Genomic DNA, 26,457 nt, shown 5'->3' with positions numbered 1-26,457 from the left:
CATGAACCTTTTCTTTCAAAGCCGTGTGGTTGCCACACGGCTGCTCCTGCTGGCGCTGGTATGGCAGCTGCACGCAGCAGCGCTGGCCCAGACAGACCCGCCTGCGCTGGCCAAGCCGGTGGACACCGCAGCGCCGGTGCTGCCGGTCGATGCCCGCAATGGCACGGCGGTCGACACCACCGTGGACGGCACCACCACGCAGCGTCGCCGCAACGACCAGCCCCGCACGCCCGCCGAACCCCGGTTTGACATTGACCTGCAAGCCACACCCGAGCTGAGCGACTTTTTGCTCAGGCACCTGGAGCTGCAGCGTTTTCGCACACTGCGCGACCTGGACGCCAACGAGCTGGAACGCCTGCTGGAAGCTGCACCGAAGAACCTCCGCGATCTGCTGGGCACGCTCGGCTATTTCGCCCCGGTGATCGAAATCAGCCTCACGCCGGCCGCCACATCGACGGCGCCGGAGCCTGCGGTTGCCGAAAGCGGCCGGGGCAAGCTGGGCACGGTGACGGTACGGGTCGAGCCTGGGCCCGTCACACGGGTGGCTTCGGCCAACGTGTACTTCAAGGGCGACATTGCCACCGCCCCCGGAGCGGCCGAACAACGCGAAGCCATTCGCCGCAGCGGCACGCTGGCCACTGGCGTGGCCTTTTCACAGGCCGACTGGGACCGTGCCAAAACCACCGCGCTGCGCCAGCTGACCGCCCAGCGCTACCCGGCGGGCCGCATCGAGAACAGCCTGGCAGACATTGACGCGGCCAACCAAAGCGCGAATCTTTATATCGAGCTCGACTCGGGGCCTTTGGTACAGGTGGGTGGTGTTCGGGTGGAAGGTATCGAACGCTACGACCCGACCACGGTGGAGCGCCTGGTGCGGCTTGCCGGGCTCACCCCTGGCAGCGACTACGACCTTGAAAAACTGCAGGCAGCCCAACAGCGCATTGCGGAGAGCGGCTATTTCGACTCGGTGTTTGTGTATGTGGACCCGTCCAGCGACGGGCAAGCGGCCCCTGTGGTGGTGCAGGTGCGCGAGAGCAAGCGCAAGACGCTGGTGCTGGGCGTGGGCGGCAGCACCGACAAGGGCGCTCGGCTGTCCATTGAGCACACGCACCACCGCGTGCCTGGCATTGGGTGGCGGGCCTTGAACAAACTTCAGCTGGAACGTGACGACCAGCTGGCCAGTACGGTCTGGAGTGCCCCGGTGGACGAGCGGGGCTGGCGCTGGATCAGCAGCGGTCAGGTGGCGCGCCAGCTGGATGGCTTCAACACCACAACCAGCCAGCGCTTGCGTGCCGGCCAGGCCCAGGACACGGCCGACCTCGACCGCAGTTTTTTCTTGCAGTACGACCGCGCACGGGCGGTGAACAGCGCGTTGCGCAGCCTGTTGCCCGCGCCGGCCGAATCGTCGGTGTCGGCCAACTACGCCTGGACACGGCGGCGCTTCAACGACCTGGTGTTCCCCGAGTCGGGCCAGGGCCTGAGCGTGGAATTGGGCGTGGGCACCACGCTGGGCGACGCCCGGCTGCCATTCACCCGGGCACAGGCCCGCTGGCTGGGCTACTGGCCCATCAGCACGCTCAGCGGTGAACCACGCACCGCGCCACTGGGTGAAGCCCGCCCTGCCGAAGAGGACACCGGCCGAGCCGGCCGGTTGGCGCTGCGGCTGCAGGGCGGCGCGCTGTGGGCCAAACAAAATGCCCCGGTGCCGGAAACCCAGCTGTTCCTGACCGGTGGCGACACCACCGTGCGCGGCTACGGCTTGCGGGACATTGGCGTGCCCCAAATCGACGGCAGCGTGTCACCCGGCCGCTACCTGGCCGTGGCCAGCCTCGAATGGCAACGCCCGGTGTGGCGCAACGGCACGCGCTCACCCTGGGAAAGCGTGGTGTTTGTGGACGCAGGCGCGGTGGCCAACATGCCGGGCGACCTGCGCCCAAAATGGGGCGTGGGCGCGGGCATGCGCTACAACAGCCCGGTGGGCCCTTTGCAGGTGGACCTGGCCTACGGGCTGGACAGCAAGCGCCTGCGGGTGCACCTCAACGTCGGCTTCAGCTTCTGACGCAGCATGAACAGCGCCCCCCAAAAAGAAGCCAACACCACCACGGCACCCGTGGCCACCGCGCGCCGCCGGCCGCTGCGCGCGGGGCTGCAAGCGATCGTCTCCACGGCCCGCGGCGTGGGTTGGCTCGGTGTGTGGCTGCCCGGCGCCTTGGTGGCGCTGCTGCTGGCGGCTGCTGTGGCGCTGTGGTTGTGGGCGGCCACCCCCGGCTCACTGGCCCAAACCCTGGCCTGGGCCCAAAGCTACACAGCATCCCGCGCACACAGCACGGGCGTGCTGCAAGCCACCGATGTGCAGGGCAGCCTGCGCGCCGGCGGTCAGGTGGGGCAGCTGGTGTGGTCGCGCGACGGTTTGACGGTCAAGGCCACCCACGTGCGCTTGAGCCTGAGGCCTCGCTTGTGGATCGACGCCGCGCTGGGCCGCGGCCTGCATGTGGATGCGCTTGACATCGCGCTGCTGGACATCACCGACCAGCGCCTGCCCAGCCCCACCGAACCCCTGCAGGCATTGACCCTGCCGCTGGCGCTCACCCTGCCCTGGTCGGTGGACGAGCTGGTGCTCAACAGCGCACAGCCCCTGAACTTGCGTGGCGTCAAAGGGGTGTACCGCTATGGCCGCACCGACGCACCGCTGGCACCCGGCGTGTTGGACGCGCACCGCCTCACGCTGGAGTCGCTGCAGGTGGCGGGCGGGCGCTACCGACTGCAAGCGGCACTGGGCGCGCAAACGCCCATGCCGCTCACGCTCAACGTGCAGGGCGACGTTCAAACCAGCGTGCCCGGCGGCAGCAGCGTCACCCTGCAAGCCACCGCGCAAGCCAGCGGTTTCCTGGGCGGGCTCAGCGCCACGCTGGACGTGACCGCCCGCGTGCACCCGCAGACGGGCACGTCCACCCTCACCACGCCCACACTGGTGGCGCATGCCAAGGTCATGCCGTGGGCCACGCAGCCCCTGGCCCAAGCCGATGTCACGGCGCACCAGCTCAACCTGGCCACCCTGTGGCCGCAAGCGCCTGTGACCGCGCTCTCGGGCACGCTGCAGGCGCAACCCAATGGCGAAGCCTGGCGCGCGCGCGTGCGTCTGACCAACACCCTGAGCGGGCCTGCCGATCGGCAGCGCCTGCCACTGCAAAGCTTGCAGGCCGACGTGGAGCAGCAAGGCACCCGCTGGACCCTGTCCAACCTCGACGCCCAGCTCGGTGGCGGGCGCCTGCAGGGCGGTGCGCAGCTGCAGCTGGGCAGCCCGGCCACACCATCGGCACCGCGCAGCACCGCCACCACACCCTCACCACCCCCGCCAGCGGCCGACAGCTGGCAGGGCGACCTGCGCCTGAGCGGCATCAACCCCGCGCTGTTGTGGAGCACGCTGGCGCCCGCCGCGCTGGACGGCACCCTCACCGCCCGCACGGCCGACGCCGGCAACAGCCAGGCATCGATCGACCTGAACGCGCTCATCCAGCCGTCGGGCCGCCAGCCCGCCGGTGCGCAGCTGGCCGGGCTGCGCCTGCGCGAGCTGCGGATACAGGGCCGCTGGCAACCGACAGCGGGTGACCCCACCCAAGGACGGCTGGACCTGCTCGACGCCCAGATCCGGATGGCCGACGCGCAGCTGCAAACCAGCGGGCAGTTCGACACCACCAGCCGCCAGTTCAAGGGCCAGCTTGCACTGCAGGCGCCCGGTGCGCAGGCGCAGTGGCAGGGCCTGCTGGCCCACAGCGCCGGCGAAGGCAACAGCCGCCTGCAGCTCGACGATGCCGCCCGCCTGCTCACCTGGGTGCGCAGCCTGCAAACCCTGCCCGGGGTGGGGCCACCGCTGCGGGCCTGGCTGGACACCCGACCTGCCCTGGCCGCACAAGGCAGCGCCAACCTGACGGCACAGTGGCAAGGCGGCCTGGGCGCACTGGGCTACCCCGCGCCGGTGGCTGCGGCCGCCGCCGCGGCACCGCTCCCCAGGCTGCAAGCCGTGCTCACGGTGCCGCAGTTGGTGCTGCAGCCCGGCACCCGCAACAGCGACAGCAACGGCCAAAGCACCGCCACAACCGCCAGCATTACCCTGAGCGCCTGGCGGCTACAGGCCGAGGGTCGGCTGGACGATCTGCAACTGAGCGCACAGGGCACGGTGACCCAGGCCCCCTGGAGCGGCGCGCTGGACACCCAGGGTCAGCTGAAAATTGGCAGGCCAGGCGAAGCCGACTGGCAAGCGGGCCAGCTCAACCTGAACCACCTGCAACTGCGCGTGAGCGATGCGTCGCGCAACGACCGCACCACCGACTGGAACCTGCAAAACACCCAGCCCCTGGCCTTGCAATGGCAAACCACCGCGACCGGCCTGCGCCTGGACGCGGGCGCTGGCCGCCTGCAACTGTTGCCGGCCGTGCGCCGTACCGCCAGCACCCAGACGCCCGCCCCCGACCTGGGCACCACGCCGCTCAGCGTCGTCTGGGACAGCCTGATCTGGCAAGCCAACACCCTGCAAACGCGCGGGCGCCTGAGCGACCTGCCACTGGCCTGGGTGGAGGTGCTGGGCACCGCCGAAGGGGCCAAAAACGGCCCCCTCACCCGAGCCGGCCTGGGTGGCAACCTGGTGTTTGACGGCCAATGGGACGTGTTGTTGCCGGCCGACGACAGCACACCGCTGCGCCTGTCGGCTTCGCTGCAGCGCAGCCGCGGCGACCTCACGGTGCAAACCGACGGTGCCCAAACCAGCAACGGCCATCGCCTGCAAGCCGGCATACAACAGGCGCAGCTCAGCCTCCGCGCCCAGGGCAGCACCGTGCAGGCCAGCCTGCGCTGGGCCAGTGAACGCCTCGGCCAGGCCTCGGCCGACCTCAGCACCGAACTCAACCTGCGCAACGCTGCAACCAGCGACGCGGGTGCGCTCGACCACTGGTGGCCCGCCAGCGCCCCCCTGCGCGGTACGGCCACCGCGCAGTTGCCGCAGGTGGGCGTGTGGTCGGCACTGGCGCCGCCCGGCTGGCGTATGCGTGGCACCCTGCAGGCCAACGCCGCCTTGGCCGGCACACGCGGCGCGCCCCAGTGGAGCGGCACCCTGAAGGCCGACGAGCTGGGCCTGCGCTCGGTGGTGGACGGCTTTTCTTTCTCCAACGGCCAACTGCGCGCCATCCTGGCTGGCGACAAAGTCACCATCGAACGCTTCAGCCTGCAAGGTCCACGCGGTGCCGCGCAAGGCGGTACGCTGGAAGCCACCGGCACCGCCGAGTGGCGGGCCGTGGAAGGCAGCCTGTTGCGCCAGCCATTCATCGAACTCAAAGCCACTGCGTCCAAGCTGCGCGTGTCCAACCGCGCCGACCGCCGCCTCACCCTCTCGGGCCAGCTCAACGCCCAGCTCGCCGGGCCCCGTCTGCAAATACGCGGCCAGCTCACCACCGACGCCGCGCTCTTTGTGCTGCCCGACGAACTCGCCCCCACCCTCAGCAGCGACGTGGTGGTGCGCGGCACCTTCAGCGCCCCAGAGGGCACCGACACGGTGCGGGTACAACCCGACGTGCTGATCGACCTGAACCTGGGAGACCAATTTGAAGTGCGCGGGCGCGGGCTGCAAACCCGCCTGAGCGGCCAGCTCAGCGTGCGCAGCACACCGGCCGTGCCAGCGCCCAGGGTACTGGGTGAAGTACGCGCTGTCAGCGGAACCTACCGTGCCTATGGCCAGCAACTCAGCATCGAAACCGGTGTGCTGCGCTTCACCGGCCCCTACGACGACCCCACACTCGACATCCTGGCCGTGCGCCCCCAGCAAGGCACCGGCGGGCAGCGCGTGGGGGTTCAAATCAGCGGCAGCGCCCAAAGCCCAAGGGTGCGCCTGTTCTCAGACCCCGAACTGCCCGATAGCGAAAAACTCGCCTGGCTGGTGCTCGGCCGCCCCGCCACCGGCGCTGGCGCTGAGGCCGCCGTGCTGCAGCAAGCCGCCATGGCCTTGCTGGCCCGCAACAGCAGCGGCACCGAAGGCGGGCTGGCCAGCACACTCGGCCTGGACGAACTCGGCTTTAGGGGCCAGGCCACCAACGCCGACGGCACCACCGCAGCGGCAGCACTCACGCTGGGCAAACGCATCTCCAACGACCTCTACCTGGCCTACGAACGCAGTCTCGCCGGCACGATGGGAACCGTTTCCATTTTCTATGACGTGTCACGCCGGCTTACGCTGCGCGCCCGCGCGGGCGAAGAAAACGCGGTCGACCTGATCTTCACCGTGCGCTACGACTGACCGCGCACCCAGGCTCGCCGTCCAGCGCATCAACGCGCCTTTACAATCTCGACTCCCTTTGCCCGGCACCACCCGGGCAAAAAAGCGTGCCGCCATAGTTCAATGGATAGAACGAGTGCCTCCTAAGCGCTAGATACAGGTTCGATTCCTGTTGGTGGTACCACATTCAAAGCCGGAAGGGTTCAAAGCCTTCCGGCTTTTTTTGTTTTCCCCTATGAGGAGCGGGTTTAACAGTGCATTAACGTCCATCAAAGTCTAGCAGCATCCGGGGGTACATGGGGGTATATCTGGGGGTATGAAATTGGAATCTGGGGGTACATCACCAGCGCCCACCAACACCCCAGCCAGGGCAACCCCCTCCCCCTCTCAATTACGCGGTGTTGCGCACCAAGGTATGCGGGCGGTCTAGGGCGCGGCCCGGCTAGACTTTTTCACCCCCCGCCCCCTGTTGATGCGTAAGTGTTTACCCTTGTTCGGCATCGAATGTTCAGCACCAGGCAACCCAGCAATGCCAGGCGGGCGACTCAACTTCACCCCCTAGGGAAGCCCGTGCAACAGTCCACCATTGCGCAGCGAATGACCCGCACCAGCGCAGGCCAGGAAGAATCTAGACCGGGGGGTGCTTCGCACACCAGGGGCACAAGTTAAGCCCGCAAACGGGTTAAGGTGCTTTTTTTGCGTTGCCAGCCGTTTTTCTGAGGGGGCCGAATTACCCCCACAGCAAACCCGGCCGGGAGTACCTACAGGGGGTGGCAACCCAATATCACCCCCCTACAGCGGCCGGGCAACTTACCCGCCAGCGCCGCCGAATCCACCCGCACCAAGCCAGGCCGGGGAGTACCTTCACGCTGTTTCCTTCCGGCTCTCGTTCTTTTTTAGTGGGGGCAGTGGGGGCAAACTGGAAAAACACTCGTAAGTCGTTGTCACCATTGGAGAATTCTGCCCCCACTACCACTGGGGGCAGACTCGTTTTCAGTGGGGGCAGTGGGGGCAACTGAATCCAGCAACGTGCGCAGGCTTCCGGCCCTTGGTTGATGTACCCCCATCGCTGCCATTTGTACCCCCTTGGTTTGGTGTCTGGTGCCCCCAGCTCAGGCAAACCCAGCGCGAAAAAAACTCCCGCACCGCCGCCCATCGGCGGCCCGCCAGGCGCTCACGCCGTGGCCACTGCCGCCCACCCGGCCCGGATTGCACGGGCTCGGGCTGGGGGGCTCACAAATCAAGCTCAAAGATTCGGGCCGTTATGCGGTAACAGCGGGTGTTGCCCAGCCCAGGCAAGCGGGCTTTGCAGTCAAAGGCCCGGCCCTTGTCGGGGGTCAAGCATTCATGTTCCAGCAGCACGCGGGCCACGGCTTGAGGGTCGAAGCCTTGGCAAATTTCGCCCTTGAAGGTTTCAGCCAGCACAAAAAATTCCACCGTCACACCTTCACCCATGGCCGATGGCATCCGGTCGCCGTAGTCCGTGGCGTGGTCGCTGTTGGTCTTGATCGGTTCGCCCCTGTCGTTCAACATGCGGCGGAAGCCTGCCCGGTGCAATGTCTTGGTGTTGTGGTCGTCGGCTGCTCGGTGCCACCAGGTGAAGCGGCCTTCACCGTGCGCCTCAAGGAAGCGCCGCACCTGTCGCAGCATGGCCACCGCTTCACCGTTGCCGATGCCACCACGGGCCGCAAGCCAGGCGTTAAAGCATTCACGGGCGGCCCGGTCGCTCTCACCCGGTGCCCAGCCTGTCAGCCCCGCCGCTGTCGCCAGCTCACCAGCAGCGCCCACCAGGGCAAAGCGTGCGCCCACCCGTTCAACCTGCCCGCCTGCAGCCTCGGGCACGATCTGCAGCGCCAGGGCGTTGGATGCATCGCGGGTGCGGGCCTTGATGGTGTCCGCGTTGTCGGTCAGCCACTGCAGCCAGGCGCGGCCGGTGGCACCGTACACGCTGCCCGCTTGCCCGGTCAGGTAGCGGGAAAAGTTAGACCCGCCTTCGTGGTCGTGAAGGTTCTCAAAAGCGCCCATGCCCTGCCCTGCATCGGCTGGAATGTCCGCCATGCGCACTTCTTGCCCGGTGCGGGCTCGCTTCATGCCTTCCGCCATGTGGTCAGCTAAACCCAGCTCACCAGCGCTCAGGAACAGCAAGCGCCAGGACAGGCGGGCGCGTGGCGTGCCCGTGCGGGTGGCGCGTGCCTTGCTCTGTTCGTTCGCCAGCATGTAAGCGCATTCGCCCGCCGTCTTGGGGTCAACTTGCGCCAGTTCGTCCAGGATCAGAAGGCCGTCGCAGTGCTGCGCCGCGATGGCTTCCAAGGCGTTGTCGGTGGTGCGCCAGCGCTGCAGGTAGGAAGGCCCGCCGTAAACGCTGGCGGCTACCTTGAGGGCCGTTGTCTTGCCGCTTGAACTGTCGCCCCGGAAGTGAAAGCCCCCGCTTTCCATGCCAGCCGGGCGCATCAAAGGCCCGGCAAAGGCACACGCCAAGGCGAACACCAGGCGCGAATTTCCCGCACAAGGGGCCGCGATGCGTTGCGCCCATTGCTCGGGCGTGCCCTTGCTTCGGAAGGTGTTTTCCATGGCGCTCTCACTCTGGAAAACAACCCGCTCCGATTCGTCCCCGATGGTTTCATGTGGCAACACAAAGGCCCGGCCATGCCAGCCGATGCGGTCTGTACAGGTGGCGAACTCTGCAGGCTGGCGGGTTTGTATGTACTGCGTCAGCAGGTTGCGGGCGCGTGGGCTGGGGGCAATGCAAAGGCCCATACCCAGCAGCGCGGCCCGGTATTCGCCGCCGTCGCCCGACAACATGCGGGCGGGCATGGCCCATTGCTTGGGCTTGCCCACGGGGTCGGCAAAGGTCAGCAGATAACCCCACCCCTGCCCGTCTTGATCTCGGGTGCGGGCTTGCACATCCAAACGGCTGCACACCCATTCGGGCGCGGTCGGTTTGCCGTCTCGGTCAACCCCTTGAAAAAACACGCCGCCATCGGTCACGCTGAAACGGTCCCAATCGGGCGGGGCTTCGGTGTGGGGCTCGCTGGTGCCGTCAGGCGGGCCGCCAGCGCCGCCGCCGTGGGCTGGCCTTGCCTTGCCCTTTGCCGGGCTTGCCGGGCTCGCTGGCGCGGCTTGCGTGGCTGCGTGGGCATCTATCCCCGCCGCCACAATGCGCCGCACCGCCTCAAGCCCAGCGGCCCCGCCGTGGTGCTGGTGCAAGTCGTTGAAGTCGCTGCCCCCATCGGGCAAGCCATCGGGGAACAGCGCCAGGCCATGCACCGCACGGGCCGCCGCCGTGGCCTTCACGCGGCCGGGGTTGGTGCCTGTTGCGGCTTCGGTGTCTCGGTCGTCATCACCACACAGCACCAGCAGCGCAGCCGGGTACAGCTTGCGCAGGGCTCGGGCTACATGCTGCAGGTTGCCTGCATCAAAGGCCACTGCCACGGGGTGCCCGGTGGCTTGGTGCAATGTTGCCGCCGTGGCCACACCTTCAGCCACCAGCAGCACGGGCGGGGCGGCCGTGGTGGTGGTGGTGGTGGTGTCGCTGGCCACCGTGCCCACCATGTGCCACAGCCCCGACTTGCGCCCACCCTTCAGAAACAACTTATCGGGGCCGCCGTCTGCAGGTTTGGCGGGTGCGATGCGCTGCAGGTTCCACAGCTTGCCCGCCGCATCGGTCATGGGCACCAGCAGCCAGCCACCAGGCGCAAAGCGCACGCCGTAGGCTTGCACCCCCTTGCGCACCAGGTAAGGGCTTTCGCCGGTTTCGCTGGCGTCTTGCCATTGCGCCGCCGCTTGCTGGGCTGCAGCCGCGTGCGCCGCATCGGTGCGGGCTTTTTCTTCTTGCTGGCGCTGTGCCCGCTCACGTTCACGCCGCACCAGTTCATAGGCGCTCGGGGGCTCAGGGGCTTGCGCACCCTTGGGCAAGGTGAAACCGTGTTGTTTGGCCAGGTGCAACAGCGTGGCAATGCCCACACCGCCCCCCGCCTTGATGCTGCGCCAGGTGCTTTTTGTGTCTTGGGCGTTGTATCGGTCGGGATCGCTGGCGCTCCATTGCTCGAACAGGTCGAAGCCGGTGCCGTCTGGGTATTCGCTTTTGATGGCCATGCCCACCCGTGCCCATTCGTCACGCTGCAGGTTTGCGGGTAGGTGCGCCAGGGCGGCCCGGATCAGCTCGGGCGTGATGTTGGTTGGTGGCATGTGGGGGTGAATAGATCGGGCTGGGTGCGTGGGCGGTGCAACAGGACATAGGTGCGCACCTGTCGCGTGCGGCTTCCGTTCGCGCATGGCACGGTGCGCCAGCCATAGGCCAGGCCGTAGCCCATGCCCAACAGCTCGGGGCGCGGCATGTCCGACAACACCTTGGAAATGCACCCGGTGTCACACACCGCGTCAATTTCCTTTTGTGTGCTGTGCGGGTGCTGTTCCAGGTAGGCAGCAACCCGCACGGCTTGGGCGGGGCGGTCGTCGGGTTGCGGGGTTGGGGGTGCCACCTTTGCAGCCTATGAGGCTTCCGGCCCAAGGGCCGGGCCTTCAGTCAGCGTTTCACCGGTTCTCGGATCAACAACCCGGATACGCATCTTGCGTGTCAGTTCGACCCGCACCACCCGCCCAAATTGCGCCTGATAGGGCTTGATGGTGCGCTTCCATATTGGGTCAGGCGCTCGGGCGGTCAGCACCTTGCGGGCCTCCTGCAACAGCCGCTGTTTTTCATCGGGGCCGTGCATCATTGCCCCCCGGTTTGCAGGCGCTGGGCTTGCCATGTGGCAATGTCCGATTCACGCCAGGCCACCGCACGGGCAGAAAGGCGGATACAGCGGGGGAAGGTACCCGCTTTCATTCCGGCGTAAATGCTGGATTTTCGCAATGCTGTCAAAGTTTCGACGGCGGGTAGTCGGAGATACTTTTCAGGCTTCCGGGGCTGCTCGTTTGCGTTGGTTTGCACTTCTTACGCTCCATGTTGGTTGAACATGGGCGCGATGATTCAGCACGGCGCGGGCAGTGTCTATGTACAAAATCGCCTGAAGCATGGCTCGATTTCGTACATGGATAAGGCGCTCTGGTCGGGCTAGAGACAGTAGCCGTCAGCTTTGAGCCATGGGCGGATTTCCTTCATGAAGAGCCTCAGGGCTCTATCTGGCAGAGTCATTCCCCCCGCCAGAAAGACAGCATCACATAGGTCGCGGAAGCGCCCGGAGTTTGAGGGCGCAACACCGGCAGGCTTAAGGCTTTGAGCGATGCAGCGTATGAAGTCCGCTTGTCGCTCGGTCATAGGCGGAGCGCCCGCCTTTCCGACTCCGATAATGCCTTTTTGAACATGGGCGGCGGCTTGTTGCAGGCGGGGCAGCACGAAGCCCCCAAGGTCGAACTGTTCCGGTTCTGCACCAGCTTCCACCGCATCAAGAATTGCAGGCCTATCCGGCTCAAAGTAAGCGCCATCCAAAGCAAGTCGATCACCAAAGGGCAGGCCTTCAATCTCTTCCGCCAGCTTCTTTGCCATGGCTTCGATTCGCGCAAGTGCCTTTGCACGCCGTGTAGGCGTCAAGTCGTTTGGATAGATGCTTGAACGCCACTCCGCAATGAATTTAGCTTGCTGCGATAGCTTCACCTCTACTTGCTCTGAGATTTCGAACTCAGCACAACGTCGCCGCAACAGCTCGGGGCCTGTTTCGATCATGTGTGCAACCCTTCCGGTGCGGCCTTCGAAAGGTGCCAGCGCCAGGCCGGTGAAGGTGTCCGGCTTTTTGCCCTCGGGGATCAGCCTCGGGCTAGGCGTGGCGACACTCTCAACCCTTGCGGGTTTGCTCCATGAGGAAGATTGCAGCCACCCCCCATTCAGGGGGAACCGGCCCATCCTTACTGGCCAGGCGTTCCAGTGAGTGAGTGGGCATATCGGCCGGCACGCTTTGCGCAATGATCACAATCCGGTGCAGCCACGGCAAAAAGCCGGGTTCACGCGCACACGCAGGCCAGAAGGAAGCATCGTTTGCACTGCTTTCGGCTCTCATGCAGCCGCACCCCACCAGGCCGGGCCGTACACGGTCGCCCCGGCTTTTTTTATGTCGAAGGGGTTGACCTCGGAGTCAGTCAGTGCACCGTGAACCACTCGATTCAAGTCATGCACGCGCACCGCAACACTTCGGCGCACCAACTCGCTATCAATCGAATTGCCCAGCGTGCCCAGTACACGGGTCAACTGTTCGATTTCATCGCAAGCATTGGTCAGCAGGGCTACCCGTCGCGGCTCTAGGTAAACGTCGCAGGGTTCCGGGTTGGATGTGTTTACAGTCTGTTCAGCCATTGTCGAAGCCTCTTTTCGGTGGTGGTCAGGCGGGGCCGGTGTTCGTACCACCAGGCCCCGCCGCCTTTTGTGCCCAGCAAACACCGCCGCTGGGCATGGCGGGATGGGGTCAGGCGGGCACCAGGGCGGGCCGTATGCGCAGCGGTGCGGCCTTCAGCAACTGGCGGGCCTGCCATTCGTCGTAGGCGGCCTGTTGCACCAGCCACAGCCGGGCCGCGCCGCCATTGCCTACCCCTAGCCATACTTCCAGGCGCAAGGCCAGCGCAGGCGACACGGCCGCGTGCCCGTTCAGCACACGGGACAGGGCCACACGGGACACACCCAACTGTTCAGCGGCTTGCGTCACGCTCAAGCCCAGGGCGGGCAGCACGTCATCACGCAAGGTCAGGCCGGGGTGCGGGGGGTTCTTCATCATGGCGGCTCTCCGGTGTCGGTCAGTGGTAATCGAGATAGTCGAGTAGCACCGCGTCAGTGCCCTCAAAGGTAAAAGTCATCCGCCAGTTGCCGTTGACGGACACGGCCCAATGGTTGGCCAGGTTGCCGTGCAAGGGGTGCAGCCCCCAGCCGGGCAGGTTCATATCGGCGGGCACGTGTGCCGCGTCAAGCCGCGCCAGCAGGCGGGCCAGCTTGGGCGCGTGGGCGGCCTGAATGCCTGCCTTGGTGCCCCGCTCGAAATAGGCTTGCAGGCCCTTATGACGGAATGACTTGATCACGATTCAAAGTGTATAGCGTTGCGTTACAGGATGCAAGAATATCCCAGGGTGTCGGGACCGTTTCGCGCCGTTCGCCTGCCCGGAAGGGGGGCACCAGGGGAAGCCCTATCGCGCTGCATTCCGGCAAAGTGCGCAAGCGCTCGGGGCTGTGCTTATAGGTATGGGCGGGTATGGGCGAAATATGAATTCTGGCAACGTGAACACGTATGAACACCGCCAGCCACCAGGGCAAACAGCCCAGCCGGGGCCGCGATGGCGTGGCCAGCAGGCCAGCAGGTAGGCCGTGAAGGGCTCAACATGGGGCGGCTTTTGTATGTGAATGAATGAATTTTTTTCATCATATAAGAGTGCCCCCACTTTGCCCCCATCCTGCCCCCATCCTGCCCCCACCGCCCTACCCACCGCCAGGCCGCGCCGTTGCTGGGTTTTTGGGTTTTGCCCCCACTGCCCCCACGGTTTGGCGGGGAATGGTGGTGAAGGGAAGCGCCGGGCGCTCACGTCAGGCGGCCCGCTTGGGCATTTTCAGCACCTTGCCCGCCTTGCGGCCGTCTAGGTAGTCCGCCCACCACTGCAACAGCTTTTCGCGGTCTTGCATGTAGGTTGATCGGTGGTAAGCGGCCCGCACGCCGTTGCGTTCAACGTGGGCAAGCTGGCGCTCGATTACGTCAGGGTTCCAGCCGCATTCATTGGCCACGGTCGAAAACAAGGCCCGGAAGCCATGCGCCGTGGCGCTGCCTTTGTAGCCCATGCGGGCCATGGCCGAATTGAACGTGTTTTCGCTCAGGGACTTGCCGGGGTAGTAGGGGGAAGGAAACACCAGCTCCCGCCCACCGCTCAGGGGTTGCATGATGCGCAGCACCTCAACAGCTTGCCGGGACAGGGGCACGCGGTGTTCGGTGCGCATCTTCATGCGCTCGGCTGGGATGGTCCATAGCGCGGCCTCAAGGTCGAACTCTGCCCAGCACGCGCCGCGCACTTCACCGGGGCGGGTGGAGGTCAGCATCAACAGGCGCAAGGCCCGCACGGTGTGGGCGTCGCCTTCATAGGCTTCCAACTTGCGCAGGAACTCGGGCAACTCACGATCAGACAGGGCGGGCCGGTGGTTCACCTGTCGGGGCTTGAGAATTTCCGATGGCACCAGGTCAAGCATGGGATTCGATTCGATGCGCTCATGTGTCACAGCCCATCGGTAAATCGCCTTCACGCGCTGCAGCACCCGCGCCGCTTGGTCGGTTGCGCCGCTGGCCTCAACAGCCTTGATGGCGGCCATAACTTCACCGGGCCGGATGCTGGCCAGGGGGCGGGCACCCAGCGCCGGGAAAATGTGACCCTCAAGCGAAGCCCGCACCCTGTCACTGGTGACGCTTGCCCAGCGGCCCGACTGGTGCGCCAGCCAGTCACGCGCCACAGCTTCAAAGGTGTTTGCGGATTCGTAAGCGGCCTTCACCTTGTCCGCCTTGCGCAGCGCCCCCGGATCGTCGCCCGCCTGCAGCGCCGTGCGGGCCTCTCCCGCCGCATCGCGGGCGGCCTTGAGGGTCACAGCCGGGTACACCCCCAGGGCCAGGAGCTTTTCCTTGCCCCCGTGGCGGTATTTCATGCGCCAGTACCGGCCGCCCGCCTTGGTCAGTTCCAGGTAAAGCCCGCCGCCGTCAAAGTGTTTGCCGGGGTCGGTCAGGGTTCGCAACTTTGCATCGGTCAGTTTCACGGGGTATCCTTGAAGGTCTGGGGGTACATTTGGGGGTACATTTTGCACCGATCAAACCAAACCCCAGCATTTACGCGCCCTGCAGCGGCCTTTTTGGTTGCTGTTGGTCCACATTCGACCCGCAAGGGTCCACTGGGAGACACCGCATGCACACCGCCCCTCCCCGCCGTTTTCGCCAGTCCACAGCCCTCGTTTGCTGCCTAGCAGCCATTGCCGGCATGGCAGTGTTGGCGCCCAGCGCGCAAGCGCAAGCCCAATTTGTGCAAACGCCTTACAAAAACCCCAAGGCCTTGTTTGACATCTACCTGGACAACCCAGCCAAGATGGGTGCGGCCTTGTACTGGATTCGCTCGTTCATGAACCCGCTGACCGAAGCGCCCTACAGTTTGTTCAACGAGGACATGAGCGTGATCGTGGTGCTGCACGGCACCGAGCTGGTGACGGTGGCGAAGAAGAACGAGGAAAAATACGAAGAGGTGGTGCAGCGCATGCGCTACTACGCCGACCAGGGCGTGAAATTCAAGGTGTGCGGGCTGGCGCTGCAAGACTTTGGCTACACCCTGGCCGACATGCAACCCTTTGTGGAAGTGACCCCCTCGGCCATGACCGAGCTGGTGCACTGGCAAAACCAGGGCTACGGTCTGATCACACCGGTGGTGACCGAAAAACGTTTGTCCATCGAAGACATTCGCTGAACAGCGGCGCACAGGCCCATGTCAAAGCGCGCAGCGCCTATGCGCGCTGGCGCAGCGTGCGGCTCAGCAGCATCACAGGTACCAGACCCACCAGCACCAAGGTGAGCGCGGGCAGCGCGGCTTCGCCCAGGCGCTCGTCGCGCGCCAGTTGGTAGGTCACCACGGCGAGGGTGTCGCTGTTGAACGGGCGCAGCACCAGCGTGGCGGGCAGTTCCTTCATCACGTCCACAAACACCAGCAGCGCGGCGGCGGCGGTGGAGCGTCTGAGCAGCGGCCAGTGCACGCGGGCCGCCAGGCCGAAACCGGTGGTGCCCAGCATGCGGGCTGAATCGTCCAGGCTGGCCGGTATGCGCGCGTAACCGCTTTGCACCGACTGCAAGGCCACCGCCGTGAAACGCACCAGATAGGCCCACACAATGCCCAGCGCCGTGGCCGTGATCCAGTAGCCCACGCTGGACTCGGGCCGCACCATTTGCACCCAGCCCACCGGCAACAAGATGCCCACCACAATCACCGCGCCCGGCACCGCGTAGCCCAGGCTGGCCAGCTGCACCACACCGCGGGTGACTGCGCCAGGGCGCGCACGCACCGCAAACGCCAGCGCCAGCGCCAGTGCGGTGGCCAGTGCCGCGCTGAGCCCGGCCAGCCACACGCTGTTGCGCGACCACTGCACAAAGGCGGTCCAGGGCAGATCGTCCCAGCCACCGATGAGCGGGCGCAGCATGAAGAGCACCGGCAGCACAAAACCAAACAGGATCGGCAGCACACACACCAACACCGCCAGCGTGGCACGCCCGCCATGCAAGCGCACCGGCTGGGCTTCGGAGCTGCCCGCGCGCTGGCCGCGCAAGGAAGCAAAACGCATGCGCTTCTGTGCCCGGTGCTCCAGCCACAGCAACAGCGCCACGGTGGCCAACAGCATGGTGGCCAGCTGGGCGGCCGCGGCCCGGTTGTCCATGGCCAGCCAGGCTTTGTAAATACCAGCGGTGAAGGTCTGGATGCCGAAGTAGCTGGCCACACCAAAGTCGGCCAGGGTTTCCATGAGCGCCAGCGCCACGCCCGCCGCCACGGCCGGGCGCGCCAGCGGCAAGGCCACCTCGCGGATGCGGCGCGACAGCGGCGCACCCAGCAGGCGCGCCGCCTCCATCAGCTGCGCGGCGCGCTCGGTCAGCGCGGTGCGGGCCAGCAGGTACACATAGGGATAGAGCGAAAAGGTGAACACCCAGACCGCGCCGGGCGTGTTGCGAATTTCAGGAAACACGCGCCCGCGCCAGCCGAACGCGTCTCGCAGCCCCACCTGCAGCGGCCCACTGAACTGCAGAAAGTCGGTGTAGGCGTAGGCCACCACATAGGCCGGCATGGCCAAGGGCAGCAGCAGCGCCCATTCAAAAATGCGCCGGCCAGGGAAGTCAAACAGCGTGACCGCGCTGGCCGTGCCCATGCCCACCACGGCCACGCCCGCCGCCACGCTCAGGCACAGCAGCACGGTGGTGAGTGCGTACTCGGGCAGCACGGTTTGCGCCATCTGGCTCAGCACGTCGCGGGCGGCAGCGTCAAACTGCAGCCACGACCCGCCCAGCGACAGCACCGGCAGCGTGAGCACCAGCGCAAACAGCATCAAAGAAGCCAGAGCCAACCAGCGCAGCATGGGCAATAGGGAGTGAGTAAGTGACCGCCGGTGCGGGCAGGCCACCAACCAACAGGGCGCTGGAAGGCGGTTGACCCACATCAACACAAATGAGAATTGTAGTTATCTACAATAAGACCCATGTTCCTGAACGTCTCCCACCTCAGCGTGCAATACCCCGGTCAGCCGCAAGCGGCGGTGGATGGCGTGTCGTTGGGGCTGCGCGCAGGCGACATTGGCGTGCTCATTGGCCCGTCGGGCTGCGGCAAAACCACCCTGCTGCGCGCCGTGGCCGGGCTGGAACGCGCCAGCAGCGGCAGCATCACGCTGCAAGGCGAAACCGTGAGCGACGGCCAGCACCACATGCCCGCCGAAGAACGCCGCATTGGCATGGTGTTTCAAGACTACGCGCTGTTCCCCCACCTTGATGTGGGCCGCAACGTGGCCTTTGGCATCCACCGCCTGCCCCGCGCCGAGCGCGACCACCGGGTGGCCGAAGTGCTCAAGCTGGTGGGCTTGGACGGTATGCAGGCCCGTTTTCCGCACGAGCTGTCGGGTGGGCAGCAGCAGCGCGTGGCCCTGGCCCGTGCGCTGGCGCCCAACCCGCGCCTGCTGTTGCTGGACGAACCGTTTTCCAACCTGGACGTGGACCTGCGCGAGCGCCTGGCCCACGAGGTGCGGGCCATTTTGAAAGCCGCCGGGGCCACAGCGCTGTTTGTCACCCACGACCAACTGGAAGCGTTTGCCATTGGGGATGTGATCGGCGTCATGCACGAAGGCCACCTGCACCAGTGGGACGACGCTTACGCGCTCTACCACCGCCCGGCCACCCGCTTCGTGGCCGAATTCATTGGCCACGGCGTGTTTGCACCCGCGCAAATACGGCTGGTGGGCAACGAAGTTTCGGTGCAGACGCCGCTGGGTGCCCTACAAGATGTGGACGAATGCCCGCTGCCCAGCGCCTACGAGGCGGGCCTGTGCGACGTGCTGTTGCGGGCCGATGACATCGTGCACGACGACCACGCGCCGGTGAAGGCGCAGATCATCCGCAAGGCGTTTCGCGGCTCTGAATTTCTCTACACCCTGCGGTTGACCAGCGGCGAAACGCTGATGACCCACGTGCCATCGCACCACAACCACGCGGTGGGCGAATGGATCGGCATTCGCGCCGAGGTGGACCACGTGGTCACGTTTGCGCGCGGGGCCAGCGCCACCTCGGCGCCAGCCCCAGGTGTGGTGCGCCCTCCGGCCGACCTGATAGGGCATTGACGGCTGGCCATCAGATGCGGCGCTGTCGCGGTCGATTTTCAACGCCTGTCCACTGCTGCTGTTTCTGCGTCAACGGGCGCCGACAGGCAGGGTGGCGTGCTTGAGAACCAGCCGCAAGGCGGCAAACGACACACGGGTTCCGGCCACCGATTCGCGGCCAGCCTCCAGACGAATGTCGGCCCAATCCGTCGGGCTGTAGCCCAACATCAAGGTGTGGCGGCTGGATGGCGCGTACGTGTTGAGCTGCGTTTCGCTGGCCAACAGGCTGGCGCCAGCTCCGTTCAGCCGGTGCGAAGCACTCAAGCGCTCGCCGCGCCAACCCAGTTCCCACCGGGGACGCACATGCCACAGCGCCTCCAGCCAGCCCCCTCGGTTGCTCCCTCGGTAGTCAGCCAGTCCGTTGGCCGATTCGATAACACCCGTCTCATGCCGAAGCCAGCCAGCAGCGGTCAGGGTCACGGGCCAGGGTTGCTGGGCATCCAGGCCACGCCAGCGCCAGCTGGCTGCTGCCAACTGGCTTCGGCCACTGAAACACGCCACTTGGCTTAACGCGGCGTCGCACACCGGCGCGCTGTGGCTGTGCTCAGCCGTGCCGCCGATTGCGCTGCCACGCCCTTGGAGCTCGAAACGAGCGGCCACAGCATTCACCGCCCAAGGGCCGTGCGTCCAGCCTGCATGCAAACTGGGAACCACGCCTCCGTGTGCGGCCCCCGGAAAAACCTGGCCGCGCCACAGCCCGGCATCCACGTGCCAAGTGGATGTGCCCACGTCACGGCGCCAGCCCAGCTGCAGTCCGTCGTCGATCCACTGGCCGTTGACGGCCATGCGAGCGGCCAGCGGAACGAGGCCGAAGCGGTCCAGATGACCCGCACCGCCCAACACAGCACCCATGGCGGGTTGTTGTCGACCGGCGCTGAGCAACCACACAGCATCATCGGTGTCGCGTCGTGCCTGAAGCCAGGCCGCCTCCACATGAGCCACATCGCTGCCGTGCTTGCCCAGCACCAGTTGAGCGCCCCAGGTGTCGTCGAGCCTCGCCGCCAGACCCACCGTTGCGTGCTCCAACTGCGTGCCACGCAGCGCCGGTCCGGCATCGCCCTGCAGCAAATGGCCAGCCAGGCGTGCGGATGGCAGCACCGCGTCAGCGCTCAGGTAGCGCACGGCGGCAACGGCTTCAAACACCACGCCAGGTTCGGCGGGCAAGACATCATCGGCCTCACCGTGCGCAAAGACCGGGCAGGCACACACCAACAGCCCGGCCAGCAAGGCGCCCCGCGCGGCAGGCAGACCTATGGCCTCAAGGTTTGGCGAACGGATCAGAGAACTTGGGGTTGTGAATGAAGTCATGGTCGGTCAGGGTTTTGAGGAAGGCGACGATGTCGGCGCGCTCCCGGGCATCCAGGTTGATCAGCGTGATCAGGTCGCTCTTGTTGGGGTTCTGGCGGCCATCACCCGCGTGCGGGCCGCTGGTGATGTGGCGACCGCCTGCAGCGTAAAAGTCGAGCACATCGTCCAGCGTCTGGACGCTACCGTCGTGCATGTAGGGCGCGGTCACCTCGATGTTGCGCAAACTCGGCGCCCGGAACAGACCCCGGTCGCCGGGCTTGTTGGTGAACTCGAACAAGCCCTGATTGCCCTCGGGAAAATTGCCAGTTCCCCCAATGTTGTACAGCCCGGTGTTGTGAAACGGGGTGTCCAGCACCTGGGTAGACGCATGCACCACCTGGTCGTTGAAGTTGAAGCCCGCGTGGCAGTGAAAGCATTCGGCCTTTTCGCCAAAAAACAGGGTCTGGCCGCGTTGCTCGGCAGCGGTCAGGGTTTCCTGCCCCCGCTGGCTGCGGTCAAACTTGCTGTTGCCCGACATCAGCGTGCGCTGAAACGCCGAAATGGCCCGCCCGATGTTGCCCCACGACAGCGCACCAGCCTCAGACGGAAAAGCCGCGGCGAACATAGCCTGGTAACGCGGGTCTGCGTTGATGCGCCCCAGCACCTCGGCCTGGTTGTGGTCGTTAATGCCCATTTCCACCGGGTTCTCGCCAAACAAAGGCACCTGCAATTGGGCCTCCAGGCTCAGCAGCGAGGGGTTGACCCAGGTCAGCGTGGGGTGGTAGGCCGCATTGGCCAGGCTTTGCGCGTTGCGGGGGTGCAACTCGCCGGTGGAGCCGCGTGACACGGTCAGCCCGTCGGTGAAAGCCTTGCTTTGGTGGTGACAACTGGCGCATGCCTGGGTGCCATTGCCCGACAGACGCTTGTCGTAAAACAAAAACCGCCCCAGCTCTGCCTTGGCTTCGCTCATGGGGTTGCTTTCGGGCACCCGAGGCGCCGGGAAGCCACTGGGCAGCGCCCAGGCCCATGCACCCGGTTGGCCACCCCCCAGGGTGGTATCCACCACGGTGGTACCGCCGCCTCCACAACCAGTGAGCGTCGCCGCTGCCAGCGCAGCAGTGAGGCCCGCCAGGCCGAGCAGCGTGTGAATCAAACGCTGCCCGTTTTTCATTTGGCGGCCACCTTGAACACCGTTTGGGCCGCACCACCCGCAATGGGCAGACCGTAGTTGCTGGCATCACCCACCTTGCCAATGGTGAAGGCAGCACCTGCTGCTGCCGCGCCGTCGAAGCCGATTTGCAGCGCCTTGAACACGCCCGTGCATTCAAAGTCGGTCAGGCCAGACATGCAGCCCGTGGGGCCAGACACGTTTTGGGTGGCATCGTTCTCGGCCAATAGCGCACGCACATCGACGTTGATTTTTTGCGTCTCGGGGTTGAAGGCCGCAAAGCGAACAGTGGCCCGGTTGGGTTCGCTGCACGTGTCCACCCAACCCGCTGACGGGTTGGTGCCCGTGCAGTTGGTGGAACCCAAATGCATGTTGAACACCGATGCGGCCCACTTGCCAGCTGTGTCGGCAGCGGCATCGGCCAGCACATCGGTCAGCTCGATCTTGGCAAACTTGCGGCCACCCGCCCAAGCCCAAGCCATGCCGGGATGGACGGCGTTGTTGATGACGGCAGGGGTTTTGTCCAAGGCCGCCGTCTGGTCGGTGTGGTTCAGTGCGAACGGCACGCCCAGCGCCATGGTCACGCCCACATAGTTGCCCACAGGCACCATGCCTTTGACGCTGGGATTGGTATCCGTGGTTCCATTGCAAGCGCCAGTTTTGTCTTCCAGGTCGATCAGCGTGACGCGATCTGTGCCCACAGTGGCGTTCCAGTTGTTGTTGGCGGGCAGGGTCACGGGCACTTCCACACCGTCGGCCCGAATCAGGGCCAAGTTGCTGACGTAGAAGCGTGCATCGCGCAAACGGCCATTGGCGTTGGTGGTGCCCAGGTCGGCAATGGACGCGGTGGCACAAGACACGGCTGTGCTGCCCGCCACGGTGGCAAATTCAATCGCAACGGCTTGCGGGCCAGACGGCACGGCATCGCCGCCACCGCAAGCAGACAAAAGTCCCGCGCCAGCCAAAGCGGCGGCCAACAAGGAAAACGTGTTTTTCATGGACATCTTTCAAAAAAATACATCGAACGCGAACCGCCCAGGCGCACGCCAGCGCGCTGGCAAGCGGCCCAACGGAGGGAAATGGACGGGGAGATAGAAAGAGAAAGGGGAAAAGGCCGGCGCAACAAGTCGCCAGGCTTCAAGTCCGCGGCGGTGCCCGCATGGGGGCCATCAGCAGCACCCGCTCGGCGCGGTCGCTGGGGGGGTTGGTGGACTGGCGTCCCATGCACAAGCGGTCGGCAGGCTGGGGCGCGCCATGGCGCAGCGCGGGCGGTTGAGAAACCAGGGCCAGGTGCGCGCAGGCCCACACACAAGGCTGCACCCAACCTGGTACAGCGGGTTCAGCAGGGGCATCCGGCGCGTGCTCATCCAGCACCACCCATTGCATGCCCTGCGGCGTGCAAATTTGCACCGCAGCCTGCCCCGCCCACACCGGCACCACCCACGCGCCCAAAGTGCCGTGCAGTGCAGAAAACAGCGCGCACAGCCAAAGCAGGCGCAACCAGCGCCGTACCTGGGTCGCCGGCATGCGCAAAAGGCGCAAAGACTGCATCCCTCAGTGCTTGTGTTCGCCCGCTGGAGAGGCTGCGCCACTTCGCCTTGGCGTCTGCACCCAGACCATCACCTCGTGCACACCGGCCCGCTCAAAGCGCAGCTTGACTGGAAAGCGATCGCCATCCTTCAGGGGTGCTTTCAGGTCCCACAGCATCAGGTGGTGTCCATCTTGGGCGCCGTGGCGCAGCTTTACCTCGGACTTGGCGGGCAAATCCACCGTATCGACCGCGCGCATGCGCATCACGTCGCCATCGGTTTGCATGCGGTGAATTTCCACCCGAGCCGCCACGGGTGTGCTGGCCGAGAGCAGGCGGTCGTTCTGTGCACCCCGGTTTTTGATGGTCCTGAAATACACCGCACCGGTCTTCAAGCCCGGTGCGGTGGGTGTGGCGTAGGGATGGTCGACGCGCAATTCGCCCGCCTTGAAGTCATGTGCTCCAACAGGCGCAATGAGCCCAAAGCCCAACAGACCCAGCACCATGAGGCGCCTGTTCACGCCGCCGCCCCGAGGGGTGCCACGTTGGCAGCCCATGCACTGGCCAGGCGGCCCGGTGCAGCGGCTGACCACTCGCGCACAGCGCGGACCGGTCGGCCCTTGCGGCTGCGTGGGGGCAGCAGTTGCGCGAGCGCACGGCACACCGTTTCGGTCTTGGCGTCCACCAGCAGCGCCACCTCGCGCAGCGCTGGCAGGGCCTGTCGGATCACATCCGCTTCACCGGACTGGGCGTGGTCAAGCGCGGTCAGGTCCAGCCCCATGAGCGCCAGCAGGTGAGCCAGCCGCTGCAACACGCTTCCGGTGCGCAGCTGCGCCATGTCCTGGCTGCGGTGCAAGTGCTGCAGCAGGGCCTGCTGCAGCAATGGCTGGGGCAAGCCGTCGGGTGCACGGGGCACAACCTCCAGCTGGCAGGGCGTAAAGGCGCTGGCGCCGAGTTGGTAGGGCTGGTCACACAGCGACTCGGTACCGATCAGGTCACCGGGCAGAGCCAACTGCACCGGCTGACAAAACGGGCCACTGTGGCGATCCAGTCGCACCATGCCTTGAACCACGCGCCAAACCGGGCCGAATTCACCGGCCACAAAAACAGATTGCTGGCTGGCACAAACCAGCTCGACGGAAGAAAACACCGATGTCATGCATTGCTCCTGAGACGGGGCCGGCATGGATGCCAGGCCACTGAACCTGCGAACCCAAGCGGGGTCGCAACGAAGGTTCAGCCCAGCAGCGGGGGGCCACGGGCGCCTGGGCTGAGCGCGTTCAGCACAGTCCGCGCAGCGGCCAAGTAGGCAGGAGTGGCCCACACAGCATCGCCTGCCGGCACGGCGGGCAAGCTGGGCAGCAGCGGGGCAAAGCGCTCCGCCGCCAGGGCGCAATGCCCGCAATGGTCCAGCGCATGCTGCACATCGTCTGTGTGACCCGGTTCGGTCAGCGCACCTTGATCGGCCAGCTGCACCCAGTGCATGCCCTGAGCGCTGCAAACCTCGACCCAGTCGCCGGCCCCCCGCGTGCTGGCCAACGCGCGCGAGAGCGCGGGCGCCAGCACGGCGAGCAGCATCGCGGCCAGCAGGCCGCGCGTCAAGGTGCGCATCAATGGGGAAGACATGCGTGCGTCAGCAGATCAGGACAAACAACATTCGATCGCCGCAGGGTGAGCGGCCCCAGCCCAACCACCGGCATGGCGGCATCGCCAGGTAAGTTTTTTTGCACGGAGAGAAGCCTGTCCAATGCCAACAAAGGCACCGAGCAGTGCGTTCAATGCTTGTGGCTGCCGTGGCCCATGTCGTGCTTCATGGGCGCGGGGCCATTGCCGCCACCCAACGCGGTCACGGGTACCTGGATCTCTTGCGTGAAGCGCTTCTTGCCAGCGTCTTCAAAAACCAGCGTGAGCGGCACGCTGTCGCCGCCCTTCACTTGCTGCTTCAGGTCCATCAGCATCACGTGGTAGCCGCCCGGCTTGAGCTCCAGGGCGCGGCCTGCGGCCAAGTCCAGACCGGGAACCTGACGCATTTTCATCACGTCGTTTTCCATCGCCATTTCATGGATTTCAACCACGCCGGCCACAGGCGACTGTGCCGCCACCAGGCGGGCGTTGGCCGATGGCGTCAGGCGCATGAAGGCGCCCGTGGCTTTCTGGGTGGAGACGGTGCCGCGCACCCAGGCGTCTTCCACCTTGACGGTGGTCTGGGCCCAGGCGCTGGCGGTAACGGCGAGCAAGGTGGTGATGAGCAGTTTTTTCATGGGGACTCCTATTGCAATGGAAAAAAGAAAGGGAAAGGGAAAGGGAAAGGGAAAGGGAAAGGGAAAGGGAAAGGGAAGGGGGACGAAGCAACTCAGCAGGTCTTTTCTGCGAGCCACTTTTTGACCTCCAAGGCGCCATCGTCAGCCATCTGTTTGCGCCAACGGCGCCCCAGGAGCCTGCGCGGCAAATGGCATGAGAGCGAAACGGGCAGGAAAAGCGCCCCATTTGGCCCTGCTTTTGAGGACGGTGGCCGTTGCCACAGCCGGAAAAACAGGGACGAAGTGGGACTTTTCCCCATCCGTTGCAGCCAATGCGCCTCTGCCGCGCAGGCTCCTAGAAAGGCCATGAGGCATGGGGCCTCCTGAAAATCGTGAAACACACGCAGCACCCGCAGGGGTGTGCGACCGTGGTGATTTCAGGCGGCGAGAGGAGGCGCACGGGCGTGGGCCACAGCCCAGACACCCGCCAACGAGGCTGCATAGAAAAAGGCAGGGGGGCGCTCCATCTGGCGCGGCTGTGGAACGGCCACGCCAGCCGACGGCGGCAGGCCTGCAGCGCCACCGTGCAGGCTGCACCAGGCGCAGTGCTGGGCGGCGTCAGACACCGGCGCACTGTGCCCGCTGTTCTGCGGGTCTGCGGCGTTTACACCGGTGTCGGCCTTGACCCACACCATGCCGCTGGTGCTGCACACCTCGACCCATTGGGCGCCGCCAGACGAGGCCACCACCGCCTGCGCCAGCGTAGGCGCCAATGCGCTCAACACCATGGCCAGCATGGCCAGCCAGGTGGTGAATCGGCGGTGAACGCGGGTCAAAGACATCAATACAGTGTATCAGCGTGCGCCTTTTTGCAAGCCCTGCGGGCCGTGTTGCCTGCGCGACGGCTGCACCCGCCGGGCCAGCACTACCATCACGCAACCCATCCACCGACCCAACCAACCAACGGAGACAACCGATGCTCACACTCTGCGGCTTCGCGGCCAGCAACTACTACAACAAGGTCAAACTTGCCCTGCTCGAAAAAGGCGTGCCGTTTGAAGAAGAGCTGGCCTGGGTCGGCCAGACCGACACAGCCGCCAGCCCCCTGGGCAAGGTGCCCTACCTAAAAACCGACGAGGGCACGCTGTGCGAGTCCACGGTGATGCTGGAATACATGGAGGCCAAGTACCCGCAGCATCCGCTGCTGCCGGCCGACCCGTTTGCCGCCGCCAAGGTGCGCGAACTGCTGCGCTACCTGGAACTGCACCTGGAACTGGTCGCGCGCAACCTGTACCCCGAGGCCTTTTTTGGTGGCAAGGTGAGCGACAGCGCCAAGGAAAAGACGGGCCAGCAGCTGGAGAAAAACGTGGCGGCCTTCGCCAAACTGACCCGGTTTTCACCCTTCATTGCGGGCGACACCTTCACCTTGGCCGACTGCGCCGCACTGGTGCACCTGCCACTGGTGAGCAGCGCCACCAAAATCGTCTACGGCCGCGACTTCCTGGCCGAGCTGCCGGTGCGCGACTATCTGAAACGCTTGGGCGAGCGACCCACGGTGCAGCAAGTGGGCGCGGACCGTAAGGCCAACACCGAACTGATGCTCCAGCGCATGAAGGCTTGAGCAACTGGGCCTCG

The 26,457-nt window shown here is 65.6% G+C and carries 24 protein-coding genes and 1 tRNA gene; 6 read left to right on the top strand and 19 right to left on the bottom strand.

Annotation, left to right across the window (positions count from 1 at the left end):
- Nucleotide 1 precedes the first annotated feature (1 nt).
- From ACTG4K_RS08355 to ACTG4K_RS08345, 3 genes are all read left to right on the top strand, one after another.
- Nucleotides 2-2,059 (top strand): autotransporter assembly complex protein TamA, encoded by a 2,058-nt coding sequence (locus tag ACTG4K_RS08355; protein ID WP_439113738.1) that lies wholly within the window; start codon nt 2-4, stop codon nt 2,057-2,059.
- Between the two features lie 6 nt (nt 2,060-2,065).
- A complete protein-coding gene (locus ACTG4K_RS08350) occupies nt 2,066-6,283 on the top strand; it encodes a translocation/assembly module TamB domain-containing protein (protein WP_439113737.1) in 4,218 nt (1,405 codons plus the stop codon).
- Between the two features lie 88 nt (nt 6,284-6,371).
- Nucleotides 6,372-6,446 (top strand) — tRNA-Arg (locus ACTG4K_RS08345).
- Between the two features lie 1,049 nt (nt 6,447-7,495).
- Here ACTG4K_RS08345 and ACTG4K_RS08340 read toward each other — a convergent pair.
- The 9 genes from ACTG4K_RS08340 to ACTG4K_RS08300 all read right to left on the bottom strand — a co-directional run bounded on the left by ACTG4K_RS08340 (nt 7,496) and on the right by ACTG4K_RS08300 (nt 14,969).
- Nucleotides 7,496-10,450: a DUF927 domain-containing protein gene (locus tag ACTG4K_RS08340; RefSeq protein WP_439113736.1), complete on the bottom strand. Its 2,955-nt coding sequence runs from the start codon at nt 10,448-10,450 to the stop codon at nt 7,496-7,498.
- Nucleotides 10,420-10,743 (bottom strand): hypothetical protein, encoded by a 324-nt coding sequence (locus ACTG4K_RS08335; RefSeq protein WP_439113735.1) that lies wholly within the window; start codon nt 10,741-10,743, stop codon nt 10,420-10,422. Before ACTG4K_RS08335 ends, ACTG4K_RS08340 begins: the two co-directional genes overlap by 31 nt.
- 9 nt (nt 10,744-10,752) lie before the next feature.
- Nucleotides 10,753-10,980 (bottom strand): hypothetical protein, encoded by a 228-nt coding sequence (locus ACTG4K_RS08330; protein WP_439113734.1) that lies wholly within the window; start codon nt 10,978-10,980, stop codon nt 10,753-10,755.
- Nucleotides 10,977-11,195, bottom strand: a complete 219-nt coding sequence (locus tag ACTG4K_RS08325; RefSeq protein WP_439113733.1) for a helix-turn-helix transcriptional regulator — start codon at nt 11,193-11,195, stop codon at nt 10,977-10,979. The genes ACTG4K_RS08330 and ACTG4K_RS08325 overlap by 4 nt, the downstream gene beginning before the upstream one ends.
- Before the next feature lie 123 nt (nt 11,196-11,318).
- Entirely contained in the window at nt 11,319-11,927 is a 609-nt protein-coding gene (locus tag ACTG4K_RS08320) for a hypothetical protein (RefSeq protein ID WP_439113732.1), read from the bottom strand.
- Between the two features lie 327 nt (nt 11,928-12,254).
- Nucleotides 12,255-12,551: a hypothetical protein gene (locus tag ACTG4K_RS08315; protein ID WP_439113731.1), complete on the bottom strand. Its 297-nt coding sequence runs from the start codon at nt 12,549-12,551 to the stop codon at nt 12,255-12,257.
- A gap of 109 nt (nt 12,552-12,660) precedes the next feature.
- Nucleotides 12,661-12,966: a HigA family addiction module antitoxin gene (locus ACTG4K_RS08310; protein WP_439113730.1), complete on the bottom strand. Its 306-nt coding sequence runs from the start codon at nt 12,964-12,966 to the stop codon at nt 12,661-12,663.
- Nucleotides 12,967-12,985: 19 nt separating this feature from the next.
- Entirely contained in the window at nt 12,986-13,264 is a 279-nt protein-coding gene (locus ACTG4K_RS08305) for a type II toxin-antitoxin system RelE/ParE family toxin (protein ID WP_439113729.1), read from the bottom strand.
- 499 nt (nt 13,265-13,763) lie between these two features.
- Complete coding sequence (locus ACTG4K_RS08300; RefSeq protein ID WP_439113728.1) at nt 13,764-14,969, bottom strand: tyrosine-type recombinase/integrase; 1,206 nt, start codon at nt 14,967-14,969, stop codon at nt 13,764-13,766.
- 146 nt (nt 14,970-15,115) lie between these two features.
- On the opposite strand from ACTG4K_RS08300, the gene ACTG4K_RS08295 reads away from it, so the two are divergent.
- Nucleotides 15,116-15,664 (top strand): DsrE family protein, encoded by a 549-nt coding sequence (locus ACTG4K_RS08295; RefSeq protein WP_439113727.1) that lies wholly within the window; start codon nt 15,116-15,118, stop codon nt 15,662-15,664.
- Nucleotides 15,665-15,701: 37 nt separating this feature from the next.
- On the opposite strand, the gene ACTG4K_RS08290 is transcribed toward ACTG4K_RS08295, so the two are convergent.
- Complete coding sequence (locus ACTG4K_RS08290) at nt 15,702-17,312, bottom strand: ABC transporter permease (protein ID WP_439113726.1); 1,611 nt, start codon at nt 17,310-17,312, stop codon at nt 15,702-15,704.
- Nucleotides 17,313-17,432: 120 nt separating this feature from the next.
- Here ACTG4K_RS08290 and ACTG4K_RS08285 point away from each other — a divergent pair, with 120 nt between their 5' ends.
- Nucleotides 17,433-18,560, top strand: a complete 1,128-nt coding sequence (locus tag ACTG4K_RS08285) for an ABC transporter ATP-binding protein (protein ID WP_439113725.1) — start codon at nt 17,433-17,435, stop codon at nt 18,558-18,560.
- A 69-nt stretch (nt 18,561-18,629) separates the two neighbouring features.
- On the opposite strand, the gene ACTG4K_RS08280 is transcribed toward ACTG4K_RS08285, so the two are convergent.
- From ACTG4K_RS08280 to ACTG4K_RS08240, 9 genes are all read right to left on the bottom strand, one after another.
- Complete coding sequence (locus tag ACTG4K_RS08280) at nt 18,630-19,907, bottom strand: hypothetical protein (protein WP_439113724.1); 1,278 nt, start codon at nt 19,905-19,907, stop codon at nt 18,630-18,632.
- Nucleotides 19,858-21,057 carry an MbnH family di-heme enzyme gene (locus ACTG4K_RS08275; RefSeq protein ID WP_439113723.1) on the bottom strand — a complete coding sequence of 400 codons (1,200 nt, stop codon included), beginning with the start codon at nt 21,055-21,057 and terminating at the stop codon, nt 19,858-19,860. The genes ACTG4K_RS08280 and ACTG4K_RS08275 overlap by 50 nt, the downstream gene beginning before the upstream one ends.
- Nucleotides 21,054-22,052: an MbnP family copper-binding protein gene (locus ACTG4K_RS08270; RefSeq protein WP_439113722.1), complete on the bottom strand. Its 999-nt coding sequence runs from the start codon at nt 22,050-22,052 to the stop codon at nt 21,054-21,056. Before ACTG4K_RS08270 ends, ACTG4K_RS08275 begins: the two co-directional genes overlap by 4 nt.
- Nucleotides 22,053-22,191: 139 nt before the next feature.
- A complete protein-coding gene (locus ACTG4K_RS08265; RefSeq protein ID WP_439113721.1) occupies nt 22,192-22,605 on the bottom strand; it encodes a hypothetical protein in 414 nt (137 codons plus the stop codon).
- A 3-nt stretch (nt 22,606-22,608) separates the two neighbouring features.
- Nucleotides 22,609-23,103: a copper chaperone PCu(A)C gene (locus tag ACTG4K_RS08260; RefSeq protein WP_439113720.1), complete on the bottom strand. Its 495-nt coding sequence runs from the start codon at nt 23,101-23,103 to the stop codon at nt 22,609-22,611.
- Nucleotides 23,100-23,741: a hypothetical protein gene (locus ACTG4K_RS08255; RefSeq protein ID WP_439113719.1), complete on the bottom strand. Its 642-nt coding sequence runs from the start codon at nt 23,739-23,741 to the stop codon at nt 23,100-23,102. Before ACTG4K_RS08255 ends, ACTG4K_RS08260 begins: the two co-directional genes overlap by 4 nt.
- Nucleotides 23,742-23,818: 77 nt before the next feature.
- Entirely contained in the window at nt 23,819-24,208 is a 390-nt protein-coding gene (locus ACTG4K_RS08250) for a DUF2946 family protein (RefSeq protein WP_439113718.1), read from the bottom strand.
- A gap of 149 nt (nt 24,209-24,357) precedes the next feature.
- The gene (locus ACTG4K_RS08245) at nt 24,358-24,843 is read right to left on the bottom strand and encodes a copper chaperone PCu(A)C (protein WP_439113717.1); all 486 of its coding nucleotides are present in this window, start codon (nt 24,841-24,843) and stop codon (nt 24,358-24,360) included.
- Between the two features lie 416 nt (nt 24,844-25,259).
- Nucleotides 25,260-25,664: a DUF2946 domain-containing protein gene (locus ACTG4K_RS08240; protein ID WP_439113716.1), complete on the bottom strand. Its 405-nt coding sequence runs from the start codon at nt 25,662-25,664 to the stop codon at nt 25,260-25,262.
- Nucleotides 25,665-25,798: 134 nt separating this feature from the next.
- On the opposite strand from ACTG4K_RS08240, the gene ACTG4K_RS08235 reads away from it, so the two are divergent.
- Nucleotides 25,799-26,443 (top strand): glutathione S-transferase, encoded by a 645-nt coding sequence (locus tag ACTG4K_RS08235; RefSeq protein ID WP_439113715.1) that lies wholly within the window; start codon nt 25,799-25,801, stop codon nt 26,441-26,443.
- The last annotated feature ends 14 nt before the right edge of the window (nt 26,444-26,457 follow it).

Origin of the sequence: Hydrogenophaga sp. (genome assembly GCF_965657535.1) — a bacterium.
Classification (GTDB): Bacteria; Pseudomonadota; Gammaproteobacteria; order Burkholderiales; family Burkholderiaceae_C; genus Hydrogenophaga.
This window is presented reverse-complemented; position numbering and strand designations above follow the sequence as displayed.

Coding starts and splice junctions, on each gene's coding strand:
- ACTG4K_RS08355 (WP_439113738.1), top strand. CDS start 2: ATGAACCTTTTCTTTCAAAGCCGTGTGGTTGCCACACGGCTGCTCCTG.
- ACTG4K_RS08350 (WP_439113737.1), top strand. CDS start 2,066: ATGAACAGCGCCCCCCAAAAAGAAGCCAACACCACCACGGCACCCGTG.
- ACTG4K_RS08340 (WP_439113736.1), bottom strand. CDS start 10,450: ATGCCACCAACCAACATCACGCCCGAGCTGATCCGGGCCGCCCTGGCG.
- ACTG4K_RS08330 (WP_439113734.1), bottom strand. CDS start 10,980: ATGATGCACGGCCCCGATGAAAAACAGCGGCTGTTGCAGGAGGCCCGC.
- ACTG4K_RS08320 (WP_439113732.1), bottom strand. CDS start 11,927: ATGATCGAAACAGGCCCCGAGCTGTTGCGGCGACGTTGTGCTGAGTTC.
- ACTG4K_RS08315 (WP_439113731.1), bottom strand. CDS start 12,551: ATGGCTGAACAGACTGTAAACACATCCAACCCGGAACCCTGCGACGTT.
- ACTG4K_RS08310 (WP_439113730.1), bottom strand. CDS start 12,966: ATGATGAAGAACCCCCCGCACCCCGGCCTGACCTTGCGTGATGACGTG.
- ACTG4K_RS08295 (WP_439113727.1), top strand. CDS start 15,116: ATGCACACCGCCCCTCCCCGCCGTTTTCGCCAGTCCACAGCCCTCGTT.
- ACTG4K_RS08290 (WP_439113726.1), bottom strand. CDS start 17,312: ATGCTGCGCTGGTTGGCTCTGGCTTCTTTGATGCTGTTTGCGCTGGTG.
- ACTG4K_RS08285 (WP_439113725.1), top strand. CDS start 17,433: ATGTTCCTGAACGTCTCCCACCTCAGCGTGCAATACCCCGGTCAGCCG.
- ACTG4K_RS08280 (WP_439113724.1), bottom strand. CDS start 19,907: ATGACTTCATTCACAACCCCAAGTTCTCTGATCCGTTCGCCAAACCTT.
- ACTG4K_RS08275 (WP_439113723.1), bottom strand. CDS start 21,057: ATGAAAAACGGGCAGCGTTTGATTCACACGCTGCTCGGCCTGGCGGGC.
- ACTG4K_RS08270 (WP_439113722.1), bottom strand. CDS start 22,052: ATGAAAAACACGTTTTCCTTGTTGGCCGCCGCTTTGGCTGGCGCGGGA.
- ACTG4K_RS08265 (WP_439113721.1), bottom strand. CDS start 22,605: ATGCAGTCTTTGCGCCTTTTGCGCATGCCGGCGACCCAGGTACGGCGC.
- ACTG4K_RS08255 (WP_439113719.1), bottom strand. CDS start 23,741: ATGACATCGGTGTTTTCTTCCGTCGAGCTGGTTTGTGCCAGCCAGCAA.
- ACTG4K_RS08250 (WP_439113718.1), bottom strand. CDS start 24,208: ATGTCTTCCCCATTGATGCGCACCTTGACGCGCGGCCTGCTGGCCGCG.
- ACTG4K_RS08245 (WP_439113717.1), bottom strand. CDS start 24,843: ATGAAAAAACTGCTCATCACCACCTTGCTCGCCGTTACCGCCAGCGCC.
- ACTG4K_RS08240 (WP_439113716.1), bottom strand. CDS start 25,664: ATGTCTTTGACCCGCGTTCACCGCCGATTCACCACCTGGCTGGCCATG.
- ACTG4K_RS08235 (WP_439113715.1), top strand. CDS start 25,799: ATGCTCACACTCTGCGGCTTCGCGGCCAGCAACTACTACAACAAGGTC.